This is a genomic window from Pseudomonas fluorescens (genome assembly GCF_030344995.1).
Classification (GTDB): Bacteria; Pseudomonadota; Gammaproteobacteria; order Pseudomonadales; family Pseudomonadaceae; genus Aquipseudomonas; species Aquipseudomonas fluorescens_BF.
In genome coordinates, this window is sequence record NZ_CP128260.1 from 1,160,545 (window position 1) to 1,182,912 (window position 22,368).

Consider the following 22,368-nt stretch of genomic DNA (forward strand, 5'->3'; position numbering starts at 1 on the left):
CCGTCTGTTGAGGCTGCCGAATATAGAGCGCGTTGCTTTCAGCAGCCTTACAGACCGGGTTGTGAATTGCTGACGCCGGAATCACGAGCCGGCGTCGGTTATTTCCATGTCGCTTGTAGTCTTAATGCACCAGCATGCCGGTGAACCAGTAGGCCTGAGCCAAAGTGATCAGACCGACGATCGTGGCAAAGAATAGGCTGTGCTTGAGCGTGAAGCGGAACAGATCGGATTCCTTGCCCACCAGACCGGTCGCGGCGCAGGCCACGGCTATCGATTGCGGGGAGATCATCTTGCCGGTTACGCCGCCGCTGGTATTGGCCGCCACCAGCAAGGTGTCGTTGACCCCGATCTGGTGTGCGGTGGTCGCTTGCAGTGAACTGAACAGGGCGTTGGACGAGGTATCGGAACCGGTCAGGAACACGCCGAGCCAGCCGAGGAACGGCGAGAAGAACGGGAATGCCGCGCCGGTTGCTGCAAGCACCAGAGCCATGGTCGAGGACATGCCGGAATAGTTGGTGACGAAGGCAAACGCCAGCACCATACCGATCGACAGAATCGGCCAGCGCAGTTCGTAGAAGGTCTCATTCAAAGTGGTCAGACCAGTTTTGAAGTTGATCTTCAGCACCAGCATCGAGATCAGCGCGGAGAAGAAAATCGCCGTGCCGGTCGCGGAGATCGGGTCGAGTTTGAACACGGCCGGGATTGCAGTCGGGGCGGCCACGATCGGAGCGGTCTTGATTACCAGTTGATCCAGGTGCGGAATCGCGAAGTTGAACACCCAGGCGTACATCGAACCGCCGGCGGCGAACATGGCCTTGAAGGGCTTGAGGGTCCAGATGGTCACCAGCACGGTGAGGATCAGGAACGGCGACCACGCCTTGAAAATTTCCCCGAGGCTGTAAGGCGAAGCGACCGTGGTGCGCTTCTGGCCGAAACCGCCGACGCTGGCAGTCACCACCGAAGCGGAAACGGCACCGGCAATGTGCTGGCCGGCGGCACGTTTCGGCTGCCAGACCTTCAGGAACAGGGTCAGCGAAATCAGGCTGGCCAGGGCCGACGTGATGTCCGGCAGTTCCGGGCCGATGAAATTCGAAGTGAAGTACTGAGTGACGGCGAAGCTCAAGCCTGCGACCAGCGCCGCCGGCCAGGTTTCACGCACACCGCGCAGGCCGTCCATCATGAACACCAGCCAGAACGGCACGAACAGCGACAGCAGCGGCAACTGTCGGCCGGTCATGGCGCCGATCTTGAACGCGTCGATACCGGTGACCTGCCCGGCGACGATGATCGGAATCCCCAATGCGCCGAACGCAACCGGTGCGGTGTTGGCAATCAGGCACAGGCCGGCGGCGTACAACGGGTTGAAGCCGAGTCCCACCAGCAGCGCAGCGGTAATCGCCACTGGCGCGCCGAAACCGGCGGCACCTTCGAGGAAGGCGCCGAAGCAGAAACCGATCAGCAGTACCTGCAGACGCTGGTCATCGGTGATCGATAGTACCGAGCTGCGGATGACCTCGAACTGACCGCTCTTGACCGTCAGTTTGTACAGGAACACCGCCGCCACAATGATCCAGGCAATCGGCCACAGACCATAGGCGAAGCCATATCCGGCGGCGGCGAACGCCATGTCGACCGGCATCTGGAACGCGAAGATCGCCACGGCGATGGCCAGAGCGAGCGTGATGCTGCCGGCCACATGACCTTTGAGGCGGAATACCGCCAGGGCGAGGAAGAAGAAAACGATGGGGATGACGGCCGCGAGTGCGGACACGCCGAGACTGCCGAGCGGGCTGTAGAGCTGTTGCCAGGTTTGCATATGGGGTGGCCCCTAATTGTTGTTGGTCAGGCACTGTCAGCGTTCTTGGTTAATTGGTAAGACCAATTTACAATCGCTGTTGGCTAGGGTAAAAGCCTTGATATCGGTGTGTCAATTTGCCGCCCTAAAACTTTTGTCGAACAACCGGACGGCGAGTCGGATTGCACCGGTTGAATTGGCGTCATCTGGCAGGTGTCGGCGCAGCGTCGATAGGCCAGAATAGAGAGCCCGGCGAGCGGTCGGGATGGTGGAGAGTTGAGTGATGGGGTTTGATCAGATACGTCAGCGCCGTTTGTCTGACGACATTGTCGAGCGACTGGAAGGGATGATTCTCGAAGGCACGCTGAAGTCCGGCGAACGTCTGCCGGCCGAGCGGGCACTGGCGGAGCAGTTCGGCGTTTCCCGGCCGTCGTTGCGCGAGGCGATTCAGAAACTCGCGGCCAAGGGCTTGCTGGTCAGCAAGCAGGGCGGCGGCAACTATGTCGTGGAAAGTCTCGGTTCGACGTTCAGCGATCCGCTGCTGCAATTGCTGGAAAGCAATCCCGAGGCCCAGCGCGATCTGCTGGAATTTCGCCACACGCTGGAGGCATCGTGCGCCTATTACGCAGCATTGCGCGCCACGGATGTGGACCGCGAGCGGCTGACGACTGCGTTTGAAGAGTTACAGGATTGCTACTCGCGTCACGACGAAGTGAGCCGGGCGGAAGAGGGCGCGGCGGATGCGAAATTCCACCTGGCGATTGCCGAAGCCAGTCACAACGCGGTGTTGCTGCACACCATTCGCGGGCTGTTCGATCTGCTCAAGCGCAACGTGGTGACCAACATCGGTGGCATGTACAAACAGCGCACGGAAACCCGCGACATGCTGATCACGCAGCATCGGGAATTGTATCTGGCGATTATCGAGGGGCGCGCGGAACAGGCGCGTGAGGTTTCCAGCCGACACATTCTGTATGTGCAGGAAGTGCTGGAAGAGGTGCGTCAGGAAGTGCAGCGCATGGCTCGCGCCGAGCGACGCAAAGGGATGTAGGCATGACCGTTCCCGTGGCGAGCGCGGGAACGGTCATTCAGGCAGAGAAATCAGTCTTCCTTGCCCTTGTTGCGCACCGCACGCTGCAATTCGCGACCGGCGTCGCGTTCGCGTTCGGTATCACGCTTGTCGTATTCCTTCTTGCCCTTGCCCAGTGCGATCTCGCACTTGACCATGTGCTTGCTCCAGTACCAGGACAGGCACACGCAGGCGTAACCCTTCTGCTGCACGGCGGCGGCGAGCTTGTCCAGTTCGCGGCGGTTGAGCAGCAACTTGCGGGTACGCACCGGGTCGGCAATGACGTGGGTGCTGGCGGTCATCAGAGGCGTGATGTGGCTGCCGAGCAACCAGGCCTCGCCATCCTTGAGCAACACGTAACTGTCGACCAGTTGCAGTTTGCTTGCCCGCAGACTTTTTACTTCCCAGCCGGCCAGGACCAGACCAGCCTCGAACTTGTGCTCGATGAAGTAATCGTGTCGCGCCTTTTTGTTTTGCGCGATGGTCCCTGTTGGGTGTTTCTTCTGTTTAGCCATAGGGGCGGCATTATATGGAGATAAACGGCTGTCGGCTACGGTGATGCTGCGTGCTTGAGCAGGTTGAGTGAATCCCGGACAATGCGGCCTCTTTTTCTAACGCTTGGGCGTGATAAACGATGTCGACAGACAAGGTTTCTGTCCACGGCAGTTGGGCTAGCCGCTGGGTTTTCATATTCGCCGCGACCGGTTCGGCCGTGGGACTGGGCAGCATCTGGAAATTCCCCTACATGGTCGGGGTCTACGGTGGCGGTGCCTTCGTGCTGATGTTTCTGGCGTGCATCGCGCTGATCGGCATCCCGGTCATGCTCGCCGAAACCCTGATCGGCCGCCGTGCCCGGCAGAGTCCGGCGAATGCCCTGAAGGTGCTGGCGCTGGAAGCCGGGCACTCGGGCAAATGGTCGTGGGGCGCATTCGCCGGGATGATCACGGCGTTGCTGATCTTGTCTTTCTACAGTGTGGTCGGCGGCTGGTCGCTGGATTACATCATTGATATGGGGCGCGGGGACTTCCAGGGCGCGACGGCCGATCAGGTCGGGGCGTACTTCGGTAATGTCATCGCCGATCCGTGGCGCCTCACACTCTGGCACACGGCTTTCATGCTGCTTTCGGCTGTGGTCATCGCCAAGGGCGTGGTCGCAGGGCTTGAGCGCAGCCTGCGGATCATGATGCCGCTGCTGTTCGTGATGGTGCTGGTGCTGCTGGGATACAGCATGACCACCGGGCATTTCATGGAAGGCGTGCACTTCATGTTCGACTTCCACCCGGAGAAAGTCCTCGACGGCTTGCTGCCGGCCATGGGGCATGCGTTCTTCTCGCTGAGCGTGGGCGTGGGCTCGATCATGATCTACGGCGCCTACATGACCAAGGAAGCCTCGCTGTCCGGCACGGTCGTGGGTGTGGCGCTGCTCGATACCTTCGTTTCGCTGGTGGCCGGTCTGGCATTGTTTCCGATTGTGTTCGCCGGCGGTTTGAATCCCAGCGAAGGTCCGGGGCTGATGTTCGTCAGCCTGCCATTTGCTTTCGGTAACGTGCTTTTCGGCCAGTTGATGGGTGTGGTGTTCTTTGTTCTGGTGGCCATTGCCGCCTGGAGCTCGGCGATTTCGCTGCTGGAGCCGATGGTCGCCTATCTGGTCGAGCGGACTAAAATCAGTCGTGCCTGGGTGACGTTCTGGTTGGCGTTCACCTGCTGGTTCGTCGGCCTGGGCACGGTGTTTTCCTTCAATATCTGGAAGGAAGCCAAATTTTTCGTGAACGATGGCGGGGTGTTCCATCTCTACCAATGGGGTGCGGCCGGTGGCCTGGACTTCTTTGGGGTGATCGACTTCTTCACCTCGCGGATCATGTTGCCGCTCGGCGGGCTGTGCTTCGTGCTGTTTGCCGGTTGGGTGATGGGACGTGAGGCGGTGCGTGACGAATTGTCGATTCGCAGCCCGGCACTGTTCGCCCTGTCTCTGTTCTTGATGCGCTATGTGGCGCCCATCGGCATTCTTGTAGTGTTTGCCACCCAGCTCTGGAAGTGACGCTTACATGACGACACATATTCAACGATCGGCACTGCTGCCTTACCCGGCGCAGTTTCTATACGACCTGGTCAATGACGTGGCGCGTTACCCCGAGTTTTTGCCGTGGTGCTCGTCTGCTGAGGTTCTGGAAAGCTCGCCTGAGCATATGCGCGCCAGTGTCGGCGTGGCCAAAGGTGGTCTCAGTCAGCACTTCGTGACGCGCAATACGCTGGTGCCGGGGCAGTCGATCGAGATGAACCTGGAGGAGGGGCCGTTCAATCAGCTGCACGGCGTCTGGGTGTTCAAGGCGCTGAACGAGAAGGCCTGCAAGATCAGTCTGGATCTGTCCTTCGACTACGCCGGGCCGCTGGTTCGCGCGACGCTAGGCCCTTTGTTCAATCAGGCGGCCAATACGCTGGTGGATGCTTTCTGTCAGCGCGCCAAGCAGATGCATGGTTGAGCCGGTGATCGAAATCGAAGTGGTGTATGCCGCCGTTGATCGTCAGGTTTTGCGTGTAATCAGTGTCGCTGAGGGTGCGACGGTGCGTGCGGCGCTGATGGCGTCCGGGATTGATGCTGAATTTCCGGAGCTGGATCTGAAGAGCTGTCCTTTGGGGATCTTCGGCAAAGTGATCGCTGATCCGGATACCCGGCGGGTTCAGGAAGGCGATCGCATCGAGATCTATCGGCCACTGTTGGCCGATCCGAAAGAAGTGCGTCGTCTGCGTGCCGCCAAGGCTGCCGAAGCCAAGGCGCGAAACCAGTAGGCTGGCCAAACGGCAGGCAATAAAAAACCCGGAATTTCCGGGTTTTTTATTGCGTCGCAAATTATTGCGGCGAGGTGTCCAGCGGCTCTGGTGTTGGAACCGGAACGGTTTCCACACCATCGACGTCCTTCTGGATCTGATCCAGCAAGGAGCCTGGCTTGGCCGGTTTTTCCGGTTTCGGCTGCTCGACGTTTTCAGCAGGAGCGGTCACGCTGGTGCCACTGTCCTTGCCGAGAATGGCTTCGTCACGGCTGACGCCCGGCATGAAGTCACCGGACAGGCTGACAAGTCGGTCATTCGAGTCGAAAATGACACTCATGCGTTCCTGCTGGCGTTCACCGCCACCAGGTTGCAGGCTGTACAGATAATCCCAGCGATTGGCATGGAACGTGTCGGCAAGCAGAGGGTTGCCCATGATAAACCGTACTTGCGGCCGGGTCATTCCCGGGCGTAACTGGTCTATCATGTCCTGCGTGACGACATTGCCCTGCTGGATGTCGATTTTGTAAACCCCGGGGAATGAACAACCGGCGAGTGCGAGCAGTCCCACAAAGGTGAAACTGGTTAGCAAGAGCTTGGTGTTTTGCATCGGTGGGCGACTTCCACTATCTTGGCTGGGACAACGTAAACGCCGATCATACCCGCATTAAGAGAAGCTGCGAAGCAGCATCGCGAGAAAGCTGACCATGGTTGAAAATAGCGAACTACGCAAAGCCGGCCTCAAAGTGACCCTGCCACGGGTCAAAATCCTGCAAATGCTCGACTCTACAGAGCAGCGTCACATGAGTGCCGAGGACGTCTACAAGGCGTTGATGGAAGCTGGCGAGGACGTCGGTCTGGCCACGGTTTACCGTGTTCTGACCCAGTTCGAAGCGGCTGGCCTCGTGGTCCGTCACAACTTCGACGGCGGTCACGCGGTATTCGAACTGGCCGACGGTGGCCACCACGACCATATGGTCAACGTGGAAACCGGTGAGGTTGTCGAATTCGTCAGCATCGAAATCGAAAAACTCCAGAAGGCAATTGCCGAGGAGCACGGTGTCGAGTTGGTGGATCACAACCTGGTGCTGTACGTACGCAAGAAAAAGTAAGCATGTCGCGCGAATTTCAGGTTCGCGAAACGAACGAAGGCGACCCAAGGGTCGCCTTCGTGCTTTCTGCCGTGCTTAAACCTTTGCGGTAACGACCATCTTTTTCGCGTGCGCCAAAGACTCTTTGGTCAGATCGATGCCGCCAAGCATCCGTGCGACTTCTTCTATACGGTCATTCTTGCTCAGCTTCGAAACGGCCGTGTGAGTCGCCTGTTCACCACGCACCTTATGCACGAACAGATGTTGATGCCCCTGAGCTGCGACTTGCGGCAAGTGCGTGACCGTCAATACCTGCCCGCGATCCCCGAGGCGGCGCAACAACTGGCCGACGATTTCGGCCGTCGGACCGCCAATCCCCACGTCCACTTCGTCGAACACCAGCGTCGGTACGCGAGAGGTCTGGGCGGTAATCACCTGGATAGCCAGGCTGATCCGTGACAGCTCACCGCCGGACGCCACTTTGGCCAGGGCCTTCAAGGGTTGGCCCGGGTTGGCGCTGACCAGCAGCTCGACTTGCTCCAGGCCATTGGGTTGCAGTTCGCTGCTGTTGTTGGCGCGCAATTCGATGGTGAAGCGACCGCCGGGCATGCCCAGACGCTGAATCTCCTGCTCCACGGCGCTGGCCAGGCTGCCGGCCGCCTGATGGCGCAGCTCGCTCAGTTCCCGGGCCTTTTCCTGATAGTGGCGGGCATAGGATGCGAGTTCTTCGGCGAGGCGTTCGATGGATTCATCGTTGGCGTCCAGGGCTTCGATTTCGTCGAGCAGCTTCTGCTGCATCTCCGCCACTTCCGTCGGCTGAATGCGGTGTTTGCGTGCCAGTGTGTAGATGGAATCCAGACGTTCTTCCAGATATTGCAGGCGCGCCGGATCGGCATCGAAGTTGTCGAGAAAGCGATTGAGCTCGCCGACGGCTTCTTCGACCTGGATCTGCGCACTGGTCAACAGGCTGCTCGCTTCGCCCAGCGCGCCGACCGAATTGTTCACGCTCGACAGTCGATTGAGGCTGGCCGTCAGGGCATTCAGCACGTTGCCGGAATCGCTTTCGCTGCATTGTTCGACCACTTGTCGGCAGATACCAAGCAGGGTTTCGGCGTTGGTCAGGTTCTTGTGTTCCTGCTCCAGTTCTTCCAGCTCGTTTTCACCGAGGGCGAGGTTTTCCAGTTCTTCGAGCTGGTAGCTGAGCAGTTGATGACGCGCGCGCTGTTCGTCGCCGGAGTTGGAAAGGCGTTCCAGCTCCTGACGAGTCTGGCGCCAGCGCTGGGCGGCCAGATGCACCTGGCGCGCCAGATCGGTGGCCCCGGCGTACTCGTCGAGCAGGCGTCGGTGGGTATCGGTCTTGAGCAGGGATTGGTGTTCGTGCTGGCTGTGGATATCGATCAGCAGCTCGCCGAGCGACTTGAGGTCGCCGAGCGGGCAGGGCGTGCCATTTATATAGCCGCGTGAGCGACCTTCGGAGGTGATGACCCGGCGCAGGATGCACGGGCCGTCGATTTCCAGGTCGCGTTCCGCCAGCCAGGCGCTGGCCTCGGGAATGTCGGCCAGATCGAAGGTCGCCAGGATATCGGCCTTGTCGGCGCCCGGTCGAACCACGCCGCTGTCGGCGCGATCACCGAGCGTCAGGCCCAGGGCATCGAGCATGATCGACTTGCCGGCGCCGGTTTCCCCGGTAATCACGCTCATGCCGCGATCGAGTTCGAGATCGAGATGTTCAACGATGGCGTAGTTGTGTACGGACAGGTGCACCAGCATAAAGGCCGCTCCCAGGCTTCAGGTCTGGTTATTTATACAGTGTTTTGTTTCGGGCTGACAATGCCCTCTCTTTGCTCGATGGGGACGATCCGATCAAATGCATGTCGCGCCGGGGAATGACAATGCAGCACTTTTTTGTAGGGTTAATCATTGTCAGCCCTTGAAGCCTGATTTTGCGGCCCCATATACCGGGGCAGAAGCGCGAATCGAACTCGCGGACGATATTGAAAGGAGAATTCTATGGCTGACGAACAGACAGTAGATACGCAAAATCCAGAAGCCAATCAGGCGCCCGAGGCTTCGGGTGATGACCTGGCGACCCGTGTACAAGTGCTCGAAGAGCAATTGGCCGCCGCGCAGGATCAATCGCTGCGCGTAGCTGCCGATCTGCAGAACGTCCGCCGCCGTGCCGAGCAGGATGTCGAAAAGGCGCACAAGTTTGCGCTGGAAAAATTCGCCGGCGACCTGCTGCCGATCGTCGACAGCCTGGAGCGCGGCCTCGAGCTGTCGAGCCCGGATGACGAGAGCATCCGTCCGATGCGCGAAGGCATCGAGCTGACCCTGAAAATGTTTCACGACACCCTCGCGCGCTACCAGCTTGTTGCTGTAAGCCCGCAGGAAGGCGAGCCGTTCAACGCCGTGGAACATCAGGCGATGGCCATGCAGGAAAGTGCAGACCTGGAGCCGAACAGCATTCTGAAGGTGTTCCAGAAGGGCTACCAGCTCAACGGTCGCCTGTTGCGTCCGGCGATGGTTGTGGTCAGCAAGTTGCCGGCGCCAGTTTCGCCTTCGATTGACGAGAAGGCTTGAAATTAGCCGCAAGGCCCCCATTTAGAAGTCAAGCGTTTAAGTGCTACCGCAGTTGGCCACAACCGCTGCGGCAACCAAATCCAAAGTTTCGGGAGAGTGAACATGGGCAAAATTATCGGTATCGACCTGGGGACTACCAACTCCTGCGTCTCCATTCTTGAAAACGGCAACGTAAAAGTTATCGAAAACGCTGAAGGCGCGCGTACCACGCCGTCGATCATCGCTTACGCCAACGATGGCGAAATCCTGGTCGGCCAGTCCGCCAAGCGTCAGGCCGTGACCAACCCGCACAACACCCTGTACGCGGTGAAGCGTCTGATCGGCCGTCGTTTCGACGAAGAAGTTGTTCAGAAAGACATCCAGATGGTCCCTTACAAGATCGTCAAGGCTGACAACAACGACGCCTGGGTTGAAGTGAACGGCCAGAAAATGGCTCCGCCACAAATCTCGGCTGAAATTCTGAAGAAAATGAAGAAGACCGCCGAAGACTATCTCGGCGAAGCCGTGACCGAAGCGGTAATCACCGTTCCGGCCTACTTCAACGACAGCCAGCGTCAGGCGACCAAAGACGCCGGCCGCATCGCGGGTCTGGACGTAAAACGTATCATCAACGAACCAACCGCAGCCGCTCTGGCTTACGGTATGGACAAGGCCAAAGGCGATCACACCGTGATCGTTTACGACTTGGGTGGCGGTACCTTTGACGTTTCCGTGATCGAGATCGCTGAAGTTGACGGCGAGCACCAGTTCGAAGTGTTGGCCACCAACGGTGACACGTTCCTGGGCGGTGAAGACTTCGACATTCGTCTGATCGACTACCTCGTCGACGAATTCAAGAAAGAAAGCGGCATGAACCTCAAAGGTGACCCGCTGGCGATGCAGCGTCTGAAAGAAGCTGCCGAGAAAGCCAAGATCGAGCTGTCGTCCGCTCAGTCGACCGACGTGAACCTGCCGTACATCACTGCAGACGCCACCGGTCCTAAGCACCTGAACGTGAAGATCTCGCGTGCCAAGCTCGAAGCACTGGTTGAAGACCTGGTTCAGCGCACCATCGAACCTTGCCGCATCGCCATGAAAGACGCCGGTCTGGATGTTGGCGCGATCAACGACGTGATCCTGGTCGGTGGTCAGACCCGTATGCCGCTGGTTCAGAAGCTGGTTACCGACTTCTTCGGTAAAGAAGCACGTAAAGACGTGAACCCGGACGAAGCTGTTGCCATGGGTGCTGCCATCCAGGGCGCCGTTCTGGCCGGTGACGTGAAAGACGTTCTGCTGCTCGACGTCAGCCCGCTGACCCTGGGTATCGAAACCATGGGTGGCGTGATGACCGCGCTGATCGAGAAAAACACCACGATTCCTACCAAGAAATCGCAAGTGTTCTCGACTGCCGACGACAACCAGGGCGCCGTGACCATTCACGTCCTGCAAGGCGAGCGCAAGCAAGCCGCACAGAACAAGTCCCTGGGCAAGTTCGACCTGGCCGACATTCCACCAGCTCCACGTGGCGTGCCGCAGATCGAAGTGACCTTCGACATCGATGCCAACGGCATCCTGCACGTAGGTGCGAAGGACAAGGCTACCGGCAAGACCCAGTCGATCGTGATCAAGGCCAACTCCGGTCTGTCCGACGAAGAAATCGAGCGCATGGTGCGTGACGCCGAGGCCAACGCCGAGGAAGACCGCAAGTTCGAAGAACTGGCCGCTGCCCGTAACCAGGGTGATGCACTGGTTCACTCGACTCGCAAGATGATCGCTGACGCTGGCGACAAAGTGACTGCAGAAGAGAAGACTGCAATCGAAGCCGCCGTGGTTGCCCTGGAAGCCGCCGTCAAAGGCGACGACAAGGCTGCCATCGAAGCCAAGGTTGAAGAACTGTCGAAAGTCTCTGCGCCGGTTGCCCAGAAGATGTACGCCGAACAGGCTCAGCCTGCTGAAGGCGCGGCACCGCACGACGAGAAAGCTGAAAAGGCTGACGATGTTGTCGATGCCGAGTTCGAAGAAGTCAAAGACCACAAGTAAGTTGTTGGTCGGCCGGTTGACTGCCTTTGGGCACTGACTGGTAGGATGTCGCCGCGCGGGAGCTTGCTCCCGCGTTGGCGTATCTGGAATACGCGAATTTTTACAGCATGCGACAAGCTTCGCGTGCTAGCGGTATGGCCGGGAATGCTCCTGCTTTTCGCGCCGCAAATACCGCATGAACCAAAGACCAGGATCGTTGAATTGACGTGAGTTGGGTCCGGGCCTGTATTGGGGCTCAACGAGTTTGGCGAAGCTCAGGAGGGGTTTGCCGAACGTCCTCAAGAGTATGAAGAACTTATGGCTAAGCGTGACTATTACGAAGTGTTGGGTGTTGAGCGCGGCTCAAGCGAAGCGGACCTGAAAAAGGCCTATCGCCGTCTGGCGATGAAGCATCACCCGGACCGTAATCCCGATGACAAAGCGTCGGAAGAGCTGTTCAAAGAGGCCAACGAAGCCTACGAAGTGCTCTCCGATTCCAGCAAGCGTGCAGCGTACGACCAGTACGGTCATGCCGGCGTCGATCCGAGCATGGGGGGCGGCGGTGCAGGCTTCGGCGGTCAGAACTTCTCCGACATTTTCGGTGATGTCTTCAGTGACTTCTTCGGTGGCGGTCGCGGCGGTTCCCGTGGCGGCGCCCAGCGTGGCAGCGATTTGCGCTACACCCTGGAGCTGAATCTGGAAGAAGCGGTGCGCGGTACGACCGTGAATATCCGCGTTCCGACACTGGTCAACTGCAAGCCATGCGATGGATCGGGTGCGAAGAAAGGCTCGTCGCCTTCGACTTGCCCGACTTGCGGCGGCATCGGTCAGGTGCGTATGCAGCAAGGCTTCTTCTCGGTGCAGCAGACCTGCCCGCGCTGCCATGGCCAGGGCAAGATCATTTCCGACCCGTGCGATTCCTGCCACGGTGACGGTCGCGTTGAAGAATACAAAACCCTCTCCGTCAAAGTGCCGGCTGGTGTCGACACTGGCGACCGCATTCGTCTGTCTGGCGAAGGCGAGGCGGGCACTCAGGGTGGCCCGACCGGCGACCTGTACGTGGTGATCAACGTCCGCGAACACGACATCTTCCAGCGTGACGGCAAGCACCTGTTCTGCGAAGTGCCGATCAGCTTCGTCGACGCAGCCTTGGGCGGCGAACTGGAAATTCCGACCCTCGACGGTCGCGTCAAGCTGAAGATTCCGGAAGGGACTCAGACCGGCAAGCAGTTCCGCGTTCGCGGCAAAGGCGTTGCGCCGGTGCGTGGCGGTGGTGCGGGCGACCTGATGTGTCGTGTGGCCGTCGAGACGCCGGTCAATCTGAACCGTCGTCAGCGTGAACTGCTGGAAGAGTTCCGCAGCTCCCTGGCCGACGACAACAGTCACTCCCCGAAAACCACCGGTTGGTTCGACGGTGTGAAACGCTTCTTCGGCGATCTGTAAGGAGTCGGCATGCGACGTATAGCTGTGATGGGCGCTGCCGGGCGCATGGGCAAGATTCTGGTCGAGGCCGTGCAACAGCGCGCGCCGCTGACCGGTCTGACGGCCGCGATTGTCCGCCCCGGCAGTACGCTGATCGGTGTGGATGCCGGTGAGCTGGCTTCGCTCGGTCGAATCGGCGTGCCGCTGTCCGGGAATCTGGAGTCGGTAGCCGAAGAGTTCGATGTGTTGATCGACTTCACCCTGCCGGAAGTCATGCTGAAAAACCTGGCCTTCTGCCGCAAGGCCGGCAAGGCAATGGTGATCGGCACGACTGGTCTGGATGCTGCGCAGAAGCAACTGCTGGCTGAAGCGGGCAAGGATATTCCGATCGTCTTCGCCGCCAACTTCAGTGTCGGCGTCAATCTGTCGCTGAAGTTGCTCGACATGGCGGCGCGGGTGTTGGCGGAAGATGCGGACATCGAAATCATCGAAGCCCATCACCGGCACAAGATCGATGCGCCGTCGGGTACGGCGCTGCGCATGGGTGAGGTGATTGCCAATGCGCTGGATCGTGATCTGCAGAAGGTCGCGGTCTATGGTCGTGAGGGTCACACCGGTGCCCGTGAGCGTGAAACCATCGGATTTGCCACTGTTCGCGGTGGTGATGTGGTGGGCGATCACACCGTGTTGTTTGCCTGTGAGGGTGAGCGTCTGGAGATCACGCACAAGGCTTCGAGTCGCATGACGTTTGCCAAGGGTGCGGTGCGTGCGGCGTTGTGGCTGGACGGTCGCGAGCCTGGTTTGTACGACATGCAGGACGTGCTCGACCTGCATTGAGATGTGCTGAAACCGGCGCAAACGCCCTGTTTGTGCCGGTTTTACTCCGCTGCGCGACGCCCTGTCGCATTCTCCGGCCTTTCGGGCTCATTGGCGGTAGACCAAAAATCCCTTTTTCTGTAAGCTACAGCTTTAGTGTGTCCACTAAAAGCGCGCAGAATAATTCAGTGAAGAAGCGGGGTGACGTGTCCATACGTCACTCCGCTTTTTTACAACCTGCGATTGCCCTTTCATGCGTTATTTACGGGAGGTCTTCTTGACTAAGCCAGCCATACTCGCCCTTGCTGATGGCAGCATTTTTCGCGGCGAAGCCATTGGAGCCGACGGTCAGACCGTTGGTGAGGTGGTGTTCAACACCGCAATGACCGGCTATCAGGAAATCCTTACCGATCCTTCCTACGCCCAACAGATCGTTACCCTGACTTACCCGCACATCGGCAACACCGGCACCACGCCGGAAGACGCCGAGTCCGACCGCGTCTGGTCCGCTGGTCTGGTCATCCGTGACCTGCCGCTGGTAGCGAGCAACTGGCGTAACACGATGTCCCTGTCCGACTACCTGAAAGCCAACAACGTTGTGGCGATCGCCGGTATCGACACCCGCCGCCTGACCCGCATCCTGCGTGAAAAAGGCGCACAGAACGGCTGCATCATGGCCGGCGACAACATCTCCGAAGAAGCGGCCATCGCCGCGGCACAAGGCTTCCCGGGCCTGAAGGGCATGGACCTGGCGAAAGTCGTCAGCACCAAGACCCAATACGAATGGCGCTCCACTGTCTGGGATCTGAAAACCGACAGCCACGCGACCATCGAAGCCTCCGAGCTGCCATACCACGTAGTTGCCTACGACTACGGCGTCAAGGTCAACATCCTGCGCATGCTGGTCGAGCGCGGCTGCCGCGTGACTGTGGTGCCGGCGCAAACTCCGGCTGCCGACGTACTGGCTCTGAAACCGGACGGCGTGTTCCTGTCCAACGGCCCTGGTGACCCGGAGCCTTGCGACTACGCGATCAAGGCGATCAAGGAAGTACTGGAAACCGAAATTCCGGTGTTCGGCATCTGCCTCGGTCACCAACTGCTGGCCCTGGCCTCCGGCGCCAAGACCCTGAAAATGGGCCACGGCCACCACGGTGCCAACCACCCGGTTCAGGATCTGGACACTGGCGTCGTGATGATCACCAGCCAGAACCACGGTTTCGCGGTTGACGAAGAAACCCTGCCAGCCAACGTCCGCGCGATCCACAAATCGCTGTTCGACGGCACCCTGCAAGGTATCGAGCGTACCGACAAGAGCGCGTTCAGCTTCCAGGGTCACCCTGAAGCGAGCCCGGGCCCGAACGATGTGGCCCCTCTGTTTGACCGCTTCATCAACGAGATGGCCAAGCGACGCTAAGCGCTCGCCTTGAGACTGTAGCGAGAAGCCCCTCGAGGGCGGCCCCGGAACCGGCGGCCCCCTCGGGACTTCAGAAATCGATCAAGACGGCTTGCCGACTGACCTGCGGATTTGAGTGACAAACCCATGCCAAAACGTACAGACATTAAAAGCATCCTGATTCTCGGCGCTGGCCCGATCGTTATCGGCCAGGCCTGCGAATTCGACTACTCCGGCGCCCAAGCCTGTAAGGCCCTGCGCGAAGAGGGTTACCGCGTCATCCTGGTGAACTCCAACCCGGCCACCATCATGACCGACCCGGACATGGCCGACGCCACCTACATCGAGCCGATCAAGTGGCAGACCGTTGCCAAGATCATCGAAAAAGAGCGTCCGGATGCCGTGCTGCCAACCATGGGCGGCCAGACTGCTCTGAACTGCGCCCTGGACCTGGAGCGCGAAGGCGTTCTGGAGAAGTTCGGCGTAGAGATGATCGGCGCCAACGCTGACACCATCGACAAGGCTGAAGACCGTTCGCGTTTCGACAAGGCGATGAAAGCCATCGGCCTGGAATGCCCGCGTTCCGGTATCGCCCATAGCATGGAAGAAGCCAACGCGGTGCTCGAGCGCCTGGGCTTCCCGTGCATCATCCGTCCGTCCTTCACCATGGGCGGCACCGGTGGCGGTATCGCTTACAACCGTGAAGAATTCGAAGAAATCTGCGCCCGTGGTCTGGACCTGTCGCCAACCAAAGAGCTGCTGATCGACGAATCCCTGATCGGCTGGAAAGAATATGAAATGGAGGTTGTCCGCGACAAAAAGGACAACTGCATCATCGTCTGCTCGATCGAAAACTTCGACCCGATGGGCGTGCACACCGGTGACTCGATCACTGTTGCCCCGGCCCAGACCCTGACCGACAAGGAATACCAGATCCTGCGTAACGCCTCGCTGGCGGTACTGCGCGAGATCGGCGTCGAGACCGGCGGTTCCAACGTTCAGTTCGGTATCTGCCCGGACACCGGCCGCATGGTCGTGATCGAAATGAACCCGCGTGTGTCCCGCTCGTCGGCTCTGGCCTCGAAAGCCACCGGTTTCCCGATCGCCAAGATCGCCGCAAAGCTGGCAGTCGGTTACACCCTCGACGAACTGCAGAACGACATCACCGGCGGCCGTACCCCGGCGTCCTTCGAGCCATCCATCGACTACGTCGTGACCAAGCTGCCGCGCTTCGCCTTCGAGAAGTTCGCCAATGCTGACGCGCGCCTGACCACTCAGATGAAGTCGGTCGGTGAAGTCATGGCCATCGGCCGTACCTTCCAGGAATCCCTGCAGAAAGCCCTGCGCGGTCTGGAAGTGGGTGTTTGCGGTCTGGACGAGAAGGTCGATCTGAGCAACCCGGAAAGCATGAGTGTGCTCAAGCGCGAACTGACCGTGCCGGGCGCCGAGCGTATCTGGTACGTGGCGGACGCCTTCCGCGCCGGCATGACCGTCGAAGAAATCTTCGGCATGAACATGATCGACCCGTGGTTCCTGGTACAGATCGAAGATCTGATCAAGGACGAAGAGAAGGTCAAGACCCTCGGTCTGTCAGCTATCGACCGCGACCTGATGTACAAGCTCAAGCGCAAAGGTTTCTCCGACCAGCGTCTGGCCAAGCTGCTGGGCGTCACCGAGAAAAACCTGCGTACTCACCGCCACAAGCTGGAAGTGTTCCCGGTCTACAAGCGCGTCGACACCTGCGCGGCCGAGTTCGCCACCGACACCGCCTACCTGTACTCGACCTATGAGGAAGAGTGCGAAGCCGCGCCGTCCGGTCGCGACAAGATCATCATCCTTGGCGGTGGCCCGAACCGTATCGGTCAGGGCATCGAGTTCGACTACTGCTGCGTACATGCGGCACTGGCGCTGCGCGATGACGGTTACGAGACCATCATGGTCAACTGCAACCCGGAAACCGTTTCCACTGACTACGACACTTCCGATCGCCTGTACTTCGAACCGGTGACTCTGGAAGACGTGCTGGAAATCTGCCGCGTCGAGAAGCCGAAAGGCGTGATCGTCCAGTACGGCGGCCAGACACCTCTGAAGCTGGCTCGTGCCCTGGAAGCAGCCGGCGTGCCGATCATCGGCACCAGCCCTGACGCCATCGACCGTGCCGAAGACCGTGAGCGCTTCCAGCAAATGGTTGAGCGTCTGAACCTGCGTCAGCCGCCAAACGCCACCGTGCGCAGCGAAGACGAAGCTGTTCGTGCTGCTGCGAAGATCGGTTACCCGCTGGTGGTGCGTCCGTCCTACGTACTGGGCGGCCGGGCGATGGAAATCGTCTACAAGGAAGAAGAGCTCAAGCGTTACCTGCGTGACGCGGTGCAAGTGTCGAACGACAGCCCGGTGCTGCTCGACCACTTCCTCAACTGCGCCATCGAGATGGACGTGGATGCGGTCTGCGACGGCAAGGACGTAGTGATCGGCGCGATCATGCAGCACATCGAACAGGCGGGCGTTCACTCCGGTGACTCCGCGTGCTCGCTGCCGCCGTACTCGCTGCCGGCGCACATCCAGGACGAGATGCGCGAACAGGTCAAGAAAATGGCCCTGGAACTGGGCGTGGTCGGCCTGATGAACGTTCAGTTGGCACTGCAAGGCGAAGACATCTACGTCATCGAAGTCAACCCGCGTGCTTCCCGTACCGTACCGTTCGTGTCGAAGTGCATCGGTGTTTCCCTGGCGATGATCGCGGCTCGCGTGATGGCTGGTAAAACCCTGAAGGAAATCGGCTTCACCAAGGAAATCATCCCGAACTTCTACAGCGTGAAAGAGGCGGTGTTCCCGTTCGCCAAGTTCCCTGGCGTTGACCCGATCCTCGGCCCGGAGATGAAGTCGACCGGTGAAGTGATGGGCGTCGGCGACACCTTCGGCGAAGCCTTTGCCAAAGCCCAGATGGGCGCCAGCGAAGTGCTGCCGACCGGCGGTACCGCATTCATCAGCGTGCGCGACGATGACAAGCCACTGGTTGCAGGCGTGGCCCGTGATCTGATCAACTTGGGCTTCGAAGTCGTCGCCACTGCCGGCACTGCCAAGCTGATCGAAGCCGCGGGTCTGAAAGTGCGTCGCGTGAACAAGGTGACCGAGGGTCGTCCGCACGTGGTCGACATGATCAAGAATGACGAAGTCACCCTGATCATCAACACCACCGAAGGTCGCCAGTCGATCGCCGATTCCTATTCCATTCGCCGTAACGCCTTGCAGCACAAGATCTACTGCACCACCACCATTGCTGCTGGCGAAGCTATCTGTGAAGCGCTGAAGTTCGGTCCCGAGAAGACCGTGCGCCGCTTGCAGGATCTACACGCAGGATTGAAGGCATGAATAAATACCCAATGACCGTCCAGGGCTCCAAAGCCCTGGAAGAAGAGCATGCTCACCTGACCAAGGTCGTTCGTCCGAAGCTCAGCCAGGACATCGGTACGGCCCGCGAGTTGGGTGACTTGAAAGAAAACGCTGAATACCATGCCGCGCGCGAACAGCAGGGCATGGTCGAGGCGCGGATCCGTGATATCGAAGGTCGCCTGCAGAACGCGGTGATCATCGATGTGACGACCATTCCGCACACCGGCAAAGTGATTTTCGGCACTACCGTCGAAATCGCCAACGTCGAGACTGATGAAAGCGTGACTTACCAGATCGTGGGTGAGGATGAGGCGGACATCAAGCTCGGCAAGATTTCCGTCGGCTCGCCGATCGCTCGCGCCTTGATTGCCAAGGAAGAGGGCGATACGGTCGTCGTGAAAACGCCGGGCGGCGATATCGAGTATGAGATTGTCGAAGTCCGTCACATCTGAGGGCGGGCGCCCGCTCCATGCGGGCGCGATGCTCTGGCAGCTGGCCCAGATGTTGTGGGTCGGCGGCTTGTGGCTGGTACATCTCGGTCTGCGGCCGGTGCTGGGTCAAATCGGCCTGGCACCGCTGCTGATCGATGAAGTTGCAAGTACGTTTGAAGTGGCGGTGGTGGGTTTTGCCGTCGCGTGTGTGATATTTCAGGCTTTGGTGCTGGTACAGGCCGAGGGCCTTGCCAGTCTGTGGCGGGATTTTCGCGGGCAGGTGTTGCTGATGGCGTTGTATGCGTGTGCGATGTTTGTCGCAGTGCGTGTCGGCTGGCCGGATGCTCAGCGCTGGCAGGTGTTCAGCTTTCTTGTATTGGGTTTTTCCGGGCTGGTGCTGGTATTGCAGCCGGTGCCGGGATGGAGTGGCAGGGTGCGCGAAGCACACCCTTGACCCTGGCCATCACTTGAAGCGATGGACGTTCGACAGCTGCTTGTTGACGCTGAAGTTCTTGCGGTAAATCAGTGCCATCTTGCCGATGACTTGAACCAGATCGGCCTTGCCGACCTTGCACAGCTCTGCAACGGACGCCAGGCGCGCCTCGCGATCGAGGATGTTGAGCTTGATCTTGATCAGCTCGTGATCCGCCAATGCGCGTTCGAGTTCGGCTAAAACACCCTCAGTCAAACCGTTGTCAGCCACCGTCAGAACTGGTTTCAGGTGGTGGCCAATGGATTTGTACTGTTTCTTCTGCTCTGGAGTGAGCGGCATAATCTGACCCTTTCGTCTGGATTCTGTAAAATGGCGGCCATTTTACCCGAGGGCTCGTGGATCCGCCCAATTAATCACGACCCTAATCAACGAGGTGCCCAATGGCGCGTTCCAAGACAAGCCTTGGTTGGCTGAAAAGACATGTCAATGATCCCTATGTGAAGCAAGCGCAGAAGGATGGCTACCGCTCGCGTGCGAGTTACAAGCTTCTGGAGATCCAGGAGAAATACAAACTGATCCGTCCGGGCATGAACGTCGTCGACCTCGGCGCGGCGCCTGGCGGCTGGTCGCAGGTCACCAGCCGGCTGATCGGTGGTCAGGGGCGACTGATCGCCTCGGACATCCTGGAAATGGACAGCATTCCGGACGTGACTTTCATCCAGGGTGACTTCACTGAGGATGCAGTGCTCGCTCAGATCCTTGAGGCTGTGGGTAATTCGCAGGTGGACCTTGTGATTTCCGATATGGCCCCCAATATGAGTGGTACGCCTGAAGTGGACATGCCAAAAGCCATGTTCCTTTGCGAGCTGGCGCTTGATCTGGCGGAACGGATACTCAAGCCGGGTGGCAATTTCGTGATCAAGATTTTTCAGGGTGAAGGGTTCGATGTTTACCTGAAGGATGCTCGCAAGAAGTTCGACAAGATCCAGATGATCAAGCCGGACTCCTCTCGTGGCAGCTCTCGCGAGCAGTACATGCTGGCTTGGGGCTATCGAGGTCGTAGCGAGTAAAACGAGGTTTTTTGGCGGGGTGATAGGTTTTTCGTATTTCGCCCCGCGCGCATAAGCGAATATTGTGTAGAAAGTGTTTCACAAAGGGTTACAGACGGCGCCTGCCAGAGCTGTAGGTAATGTAGTAAGTTAGGCCGGTGAATATCATGCGAAGCGCGCGCCAGTAGCGGAGCTTGCTTCAGAGGGTAGTTAATTGAACGATATGGCAAAGAATCTGATCCTGTGGTTGATCATCGCGGCTGTCCTGGTGACGGTGATGAACAACTTCTCCAGCCCTAACGAGCCGCAGACCCTCAACTATTCCGACTTCATCCAGCAGGTCAAGGATGGCAAGGTCGAGCGCGTGGCCGTCGACGGCTACGTGATTACCGGCAAGCGCAACGATGGTGACAGCTTCAAGACCATTCGTCCGGCAATCCAGGACAATGGCCTGATCGGCGATCTGGTCGACAACCACGTTGTGGTCGAAGGCAAGCAGCCTGAGCAGCAAAGCATCTGGACCCAGCTTCTGGTGGCCAGCTTCCCGATCCTGGTGATCATCGCGGTGTTCATGTTCTTCATGCGCCAGATGCAGGGCGGTGCGGGCGGCAAGGGCGGGCCGATGAGCTTTGGCAAGAGCAAGGCGCGTCTGCTGTCCGAAGATCAGGTGAAAACTACCCTGGCGGACGTTGCCGGTTGCGACGAAGCCAAGGAAGAAGTTGGCGAGCTGGTTGAATTCCTCCGTGATCCGGGCAAGTTCCAGCGCCTGGGCGGCCGCATTCCTCGCGGCGTGTTGATGGTCGGTCCTCCGGGTACCGGTAAAACCTTGCTGGCCAAGGCGATTGCTGGCGAAGCCAAAGTGCCGTTCTTCACCATTTCCGGTTCCGACTTCGTTGAAATGTTCGTCGGTGTCGGCGCCAGCCGCGTTCGTGACATGTTCGAACAGGCCAAGAAACACGCTCCGTGCATTATCTTCATCGACGAGATCGACGCCGTTGGTCGCCATCGTGGCGCCGGCATGGGTGGCGGTCACGACGAGCGCGAACAGACTCTCAACCAGTTGCTGGTGGAGATGGACGGTTTTGAAATGAATGACGGCATCATCGTCATCGCCGCGACCAACCGCCCTGACGTGCTGGACCCTGCTTTGCTGCGTCCTGGTCGTTTCGACCGTCAGGTGGTGGTTGGTCTGCCGGACATCCGTGGTCGCGAGCAGATCCTCAAGGTTCACATGCGTAAAGTGCCAATGGGTGATGACGTTGCCCCTGCCGTTATTGCGCGTGGTACTCCGGGCTTCTCCGGTGCTGACCTGGCCAACCTGGTCAACGAGGCTTCGCTGTTCGCTGCCCGTGCCGGCAAACGCATCGTCGAGATGAAAGAATTCGAACTGGCCAAAGACAAGATCATGATGGGCGCCGAGCGCAAATCCATGGTCATGTCCGAGAAGGAAAAGCAGAACACCGCTTATCACGAAGCAGGCCATGCCATTGTTGGTCGCGTCGTGCCCGAGCATGATCCGGTCTACAAGGTATCGATCATCCCGCGCGGTCGTGCGCTGGGTGTGACCATGTTCCTGCCGGAAGAAGATCGCTACAGCCTGTCCAAGCGTGCGCTGATCAGTCAGATCTGCTCGCTGTACGGCGGCCGTATCGCCGAAGAGATGACTTTGGGCTTCGACGGTGTGACTACTGGTGCTTCCAACGACATCATGCGCGCGAGTCAGATTGCGCGGAATATGGTGACCAAGTGGGGCCTGTCGGAAAAACTTGGTCCTTTGATGTACGCCGAAGAAGAGGGTGAAGTATTCCTCGGTCGCGGCGGTGGCGGTCAGAATGCAAGCTTCTCCGGTGAGACTGCCAAGCTGATCGACTCCGAAGTGCGTAGCATCATCGACCAGTGCTACGGCACGGCCAAGCAGATCCTCACGGACAACCGCGACAAGCTCGATGCCATGGCGGACGCCCTGATGAAGTACGAGACGATCGATGCCGAACAGATCGACGACATCATGGCCGGTCGTACACCTCGCGAGCCTCGCGACTGGTCGGGCGGCACCGGTACTGGCACGCCACCTGTCATTCAGGGCGAGCGTCCGGAAACACCGATTGGCGGTCCGGCTGCCGACGTTTAAGGTT

At 59.2% G+C, this 22,368-nt stretch carries 20 protein-coding genes; 15 read left to right on the forward strand and 5 right to left on the reverse strand.

The genetic code is table 11. The annotated features are described in order from the left end of the window. Nucleotides 1-121: 121 nt before the first annotated feature. Nucleotides 122-1,816, reverse strand: a complete 1,695-nt coding sequence (locus tag QR290_RS05125) for a lactate permease LctP family transporter (protein ID WP_289204486.1) — start codon at nt 1,814-1,816, stop codon at nt 122-124. A gap of 262 nt (nt 1,817-2,078) precedes the next feature. Between QR290_RS05125 and QR290_RS05130 the strand changes: the two genes are divergently transcribed. Then, the gene (locus QR290_RS05130; RefSeq protein WP_115076501.1) at nt 2,079-2,846 is read left to right on the forward strand and encodes an FCD domain-containing protein; all 768 of its coding nucleotides are present in this window, start codon (nt 2,079-2,081) and stop codon (nt 2,844-2,846) included. Nucleotides 2,847-2,896: 50 nt separating this feature from the next. On the opposite strand, the gene smpB is transcribed toward QR290_RS05130, so the two are convergent. Further along, a complete protein-coding gene (smpB, locus tag QR290_RS05135) occupies nt 2,897-3,379 on the reverse strand; it encodes an SsrA-binding protein SmpB (protein WP_007953781.1) in 483 nt (160 codons plus the stop codon). A 119-nt stretch (nt 3,380-3,498) separates the two neighbouring features. Between smpB and QR290_RS05140 the strand changes: the two genes are divergently transcribed. Genes QR290_RS05140 through QR290_RS05150 form a run of 3 tightly spaced genes read left to right on the forward strand, consistent with a single transcriptional unit; the run spans nt 3,499 to nt 5,651 of the window. Further along, nucleotides 3,499-4,902, forward strand: a complete 1,404-nt coding sequence (locus QR290_RS05140) for a sodium-dependent transporter (RefSeq protein WP_115076502.1) — start codon at nt 3,499-3,501, stop codon at nt 4,900-4,902. Nucleotides 4,903-4,909: 7 nt separating this feature from the next. Further along, nucleotides 4,910-5,344: a type II toxin-antitoxin system RatA family toxin gene (locus QR290_RS05145; RefSeq protein ID WP_003221509.1), complete on the forward strand. Its 435-nt coding sequence runs from the start codon at nt 4,910-4,912 to the stop codon at nt 5,342-5,344. Then, nucleotides 5,337-5,651: an RnfH family protein gene (locus QR290_RS05150; protein WP_289204487.1), complete on the forward strand. Its 315-nt coding sequence runs from the start codon at nt 5,337-5,339 to the stop codon at nt 5,649-5,651. The genes QR290_RS05145 and QR290_RS05150 overlap by 8 nt, the downstream gene beginning before the upstream one ends. Before the next feature lie 61 nt (nt 5,652-5,712). On the opposite strand, the gene QR290_RS05155 is transcribed toward QR290_RS05150, so the two are convergent. Beyond that, nucleotides 5,713-6,240 (reverse strand): outer membrane protein assembly factor BamE, encoded by a 528-nt coding sequence (locus QR290_RS05155; protein ID WP_007953775.1) that lies wholly within the window; start codon nt 6,238-6,240, stop codon nt 5,713-5,715. Between the two features lie 97 nt (nt 6,241-6,337). Between QR290_RS05155 and fur the strand changes: the two genes are divergently transcribed. Further along, nucleotides 6,338-6,742: a ferric iron uptake transcriptional regulator gene (gene fur / locus QR290_RS05160; RefSeq protein ID WP_064119476.1), complete on the forward strand. Its 405-nt coding sequence runs from the start codon at nt 6,338-6,340 to the stop codon at nt 6,740-6,742. Between the two features lie 75 nt (nt 6,743-6,817). Here fur and recN read toward each other — a convergent pair whose 3' ends face one another. Beyond that, nucleotides 6,818-8,491 (reverse strand): DNA repair protein RecN, encoded by a 1,674-nt coding sequence (recN, locus tag QR290_RS05165; RefSeq protein WP_289204488.1) that lies wholly within the window; start codon nt 8,489-8,491, stop codon nt 6,818-6,820. 240 nt (nt 8,492-8,731) lie between these two features. Between recN and grpE the strand changes: the two genes are divergently transcribed. From grpE to QR290_RS05205, 8 genes are all read left to right on the forward strand, one after another. Continuing rightward, nucleotides 8,732-9,301: a nucleotide exchange factor GrpE gene (grpE, locus tag QR290_RS05170; protein WP_115076505.1), complete on the forward strand. Its 570-nt coding sequence runs from the start codon at nt 8,732-8,734 to the stop codon at nt 9,299-9,301. Nucleotides 9,302-9,403: 102 nt separating this feature from the next. Next, a complete protein-coding gene (gene dnaK, locus QR290_RS05175; RefSeq protein WP_115076506.1) occupies nt 9,404-11,320 on the forward strand; it encodes a molecular chaperone DnaK in 1,917 nt (638 codons plus the stop codon). 297 nt (nt 11,321-11,617) lie between these two features. Beyond that, entirely contained in the window at nt 11,618-12,742 is a 1,125-nt protein-coding gene (dnaJ, locus tag QR290_RS05180; protein ID WP_007953765.1) for a molecular chaperone DnaJ, read from the forward strand. A gap of 9 nt (nt 12,743-12,751) precedes the next feature. Next, nucleotides 12,752-13,558: a 4-hydroxy-tetrahydrodipicolinate reductase gene (dapB, locus tag QR290_RS05185; protein ID WP_115076507.1), complete on the forward strand. Its 807-nt coding sequence runs from the start codon at nt 12,752-12,754 to the stop codon at nt 13,556-13,558. 256 nt (nt 13,559-13,814) lie between these two features. Further along, on the forward strand, nt 13,815-14,951 hold the full coding sequence (gene carA / locus QR290_RS05190) for a glutamine-hydrolyzing carbamoyl-phosphate synthase small subunit (RefSeq protein ID WP_007953761.1): 1,137 nt from the start codon (nt 13,815-13,817) through the stop codon (nt 14,949-14,951). A gap of 126 nt (nt 14,952-15,077) precedes the next feature. Further along, nucleotides 15,078-18,299, forward strand: coding sequence for a carbamoyl-phosphate synthase large subunit (carB, locus tag QR290_RS05195; RefSeq protein WP_007953758.1), 3,222 nt, complete (start codon nt 15,078-15,080; stop codon nt 18,297-18,299). Further along, nucleotides 18,296-18,772 (forward strand): transcription elongation factor GreA, encoded by a 477-nt coding sequence (gene greA, locus QR290_RS05200; protein ID WP_007953757.1) that lies wholly within the window; start codon nt 18,296-18,298, stop codon nt 18,770-18,772. The genes carB and greA overlap by 4 nt, the downstream gene beginning before the upstream one ends. A gap of 28 nt (nt 18,773-18,800) precedes the next feature. Beyond that, a complete protein-coding gene (locus tag QR290_RS05205) occupies nt 18,801-19,205 on the forward strand; it encodes a hypothetical protein (RefSeq protein WP_007953755.1) in 405 nt (134 codons plus the stop codon). A gap of 9 nt (nt 19,206-19,214) precedes the next feature. Here QR290_RS05205 and QR290_RS05210 read toward each other — a convergent pair whose 3' ends face one another. Then, nucleotides 19,215-19,523, reverse strand: coding sequence for a YhbY family RNA-binding protein (locus QR290_RS05210; RefSeq protein ID WP_011332401.1), 309 nt, complete (start codon nt 19,521-19,523; stop codon nt 19,215-19,217). Nucleotides 19,524-19,624: 101 nt separating this feature from the next. On the opposite strand from QR290_RS05210, the gene rlmE reads away from it, so the two are divergent. After that, nucleotides 19,625-20,254: a 23S rRNA (uridine(2552)-2'-O)-methyltransferase RlmE gene (gene rlmE, locus QR290_RS05215; protein WP_007953751.1), complete on the forward strand. Its 630-nt coding sequence runs from the start codon at nt 19,625-19,627 to the stop codon at nt 20,252-20,254. 202 nt (nt 20,255-20,456) lie between these two features. Further along, on the forward strand, nt 20,457-22,364 hold the full coding sequence (gene ftsH, locus QR290_RS05220; protein ID WP_011332403.1) for an ATP-dependent zinc metalloprotease FtsH: 1,908 nt from the start codon (nt 20,457-20,459) through the stop codon (nt 22,362-22,364). The last annotated feature ends 4 nt before the right edge of the window (nt 22,365-22,368 follow it).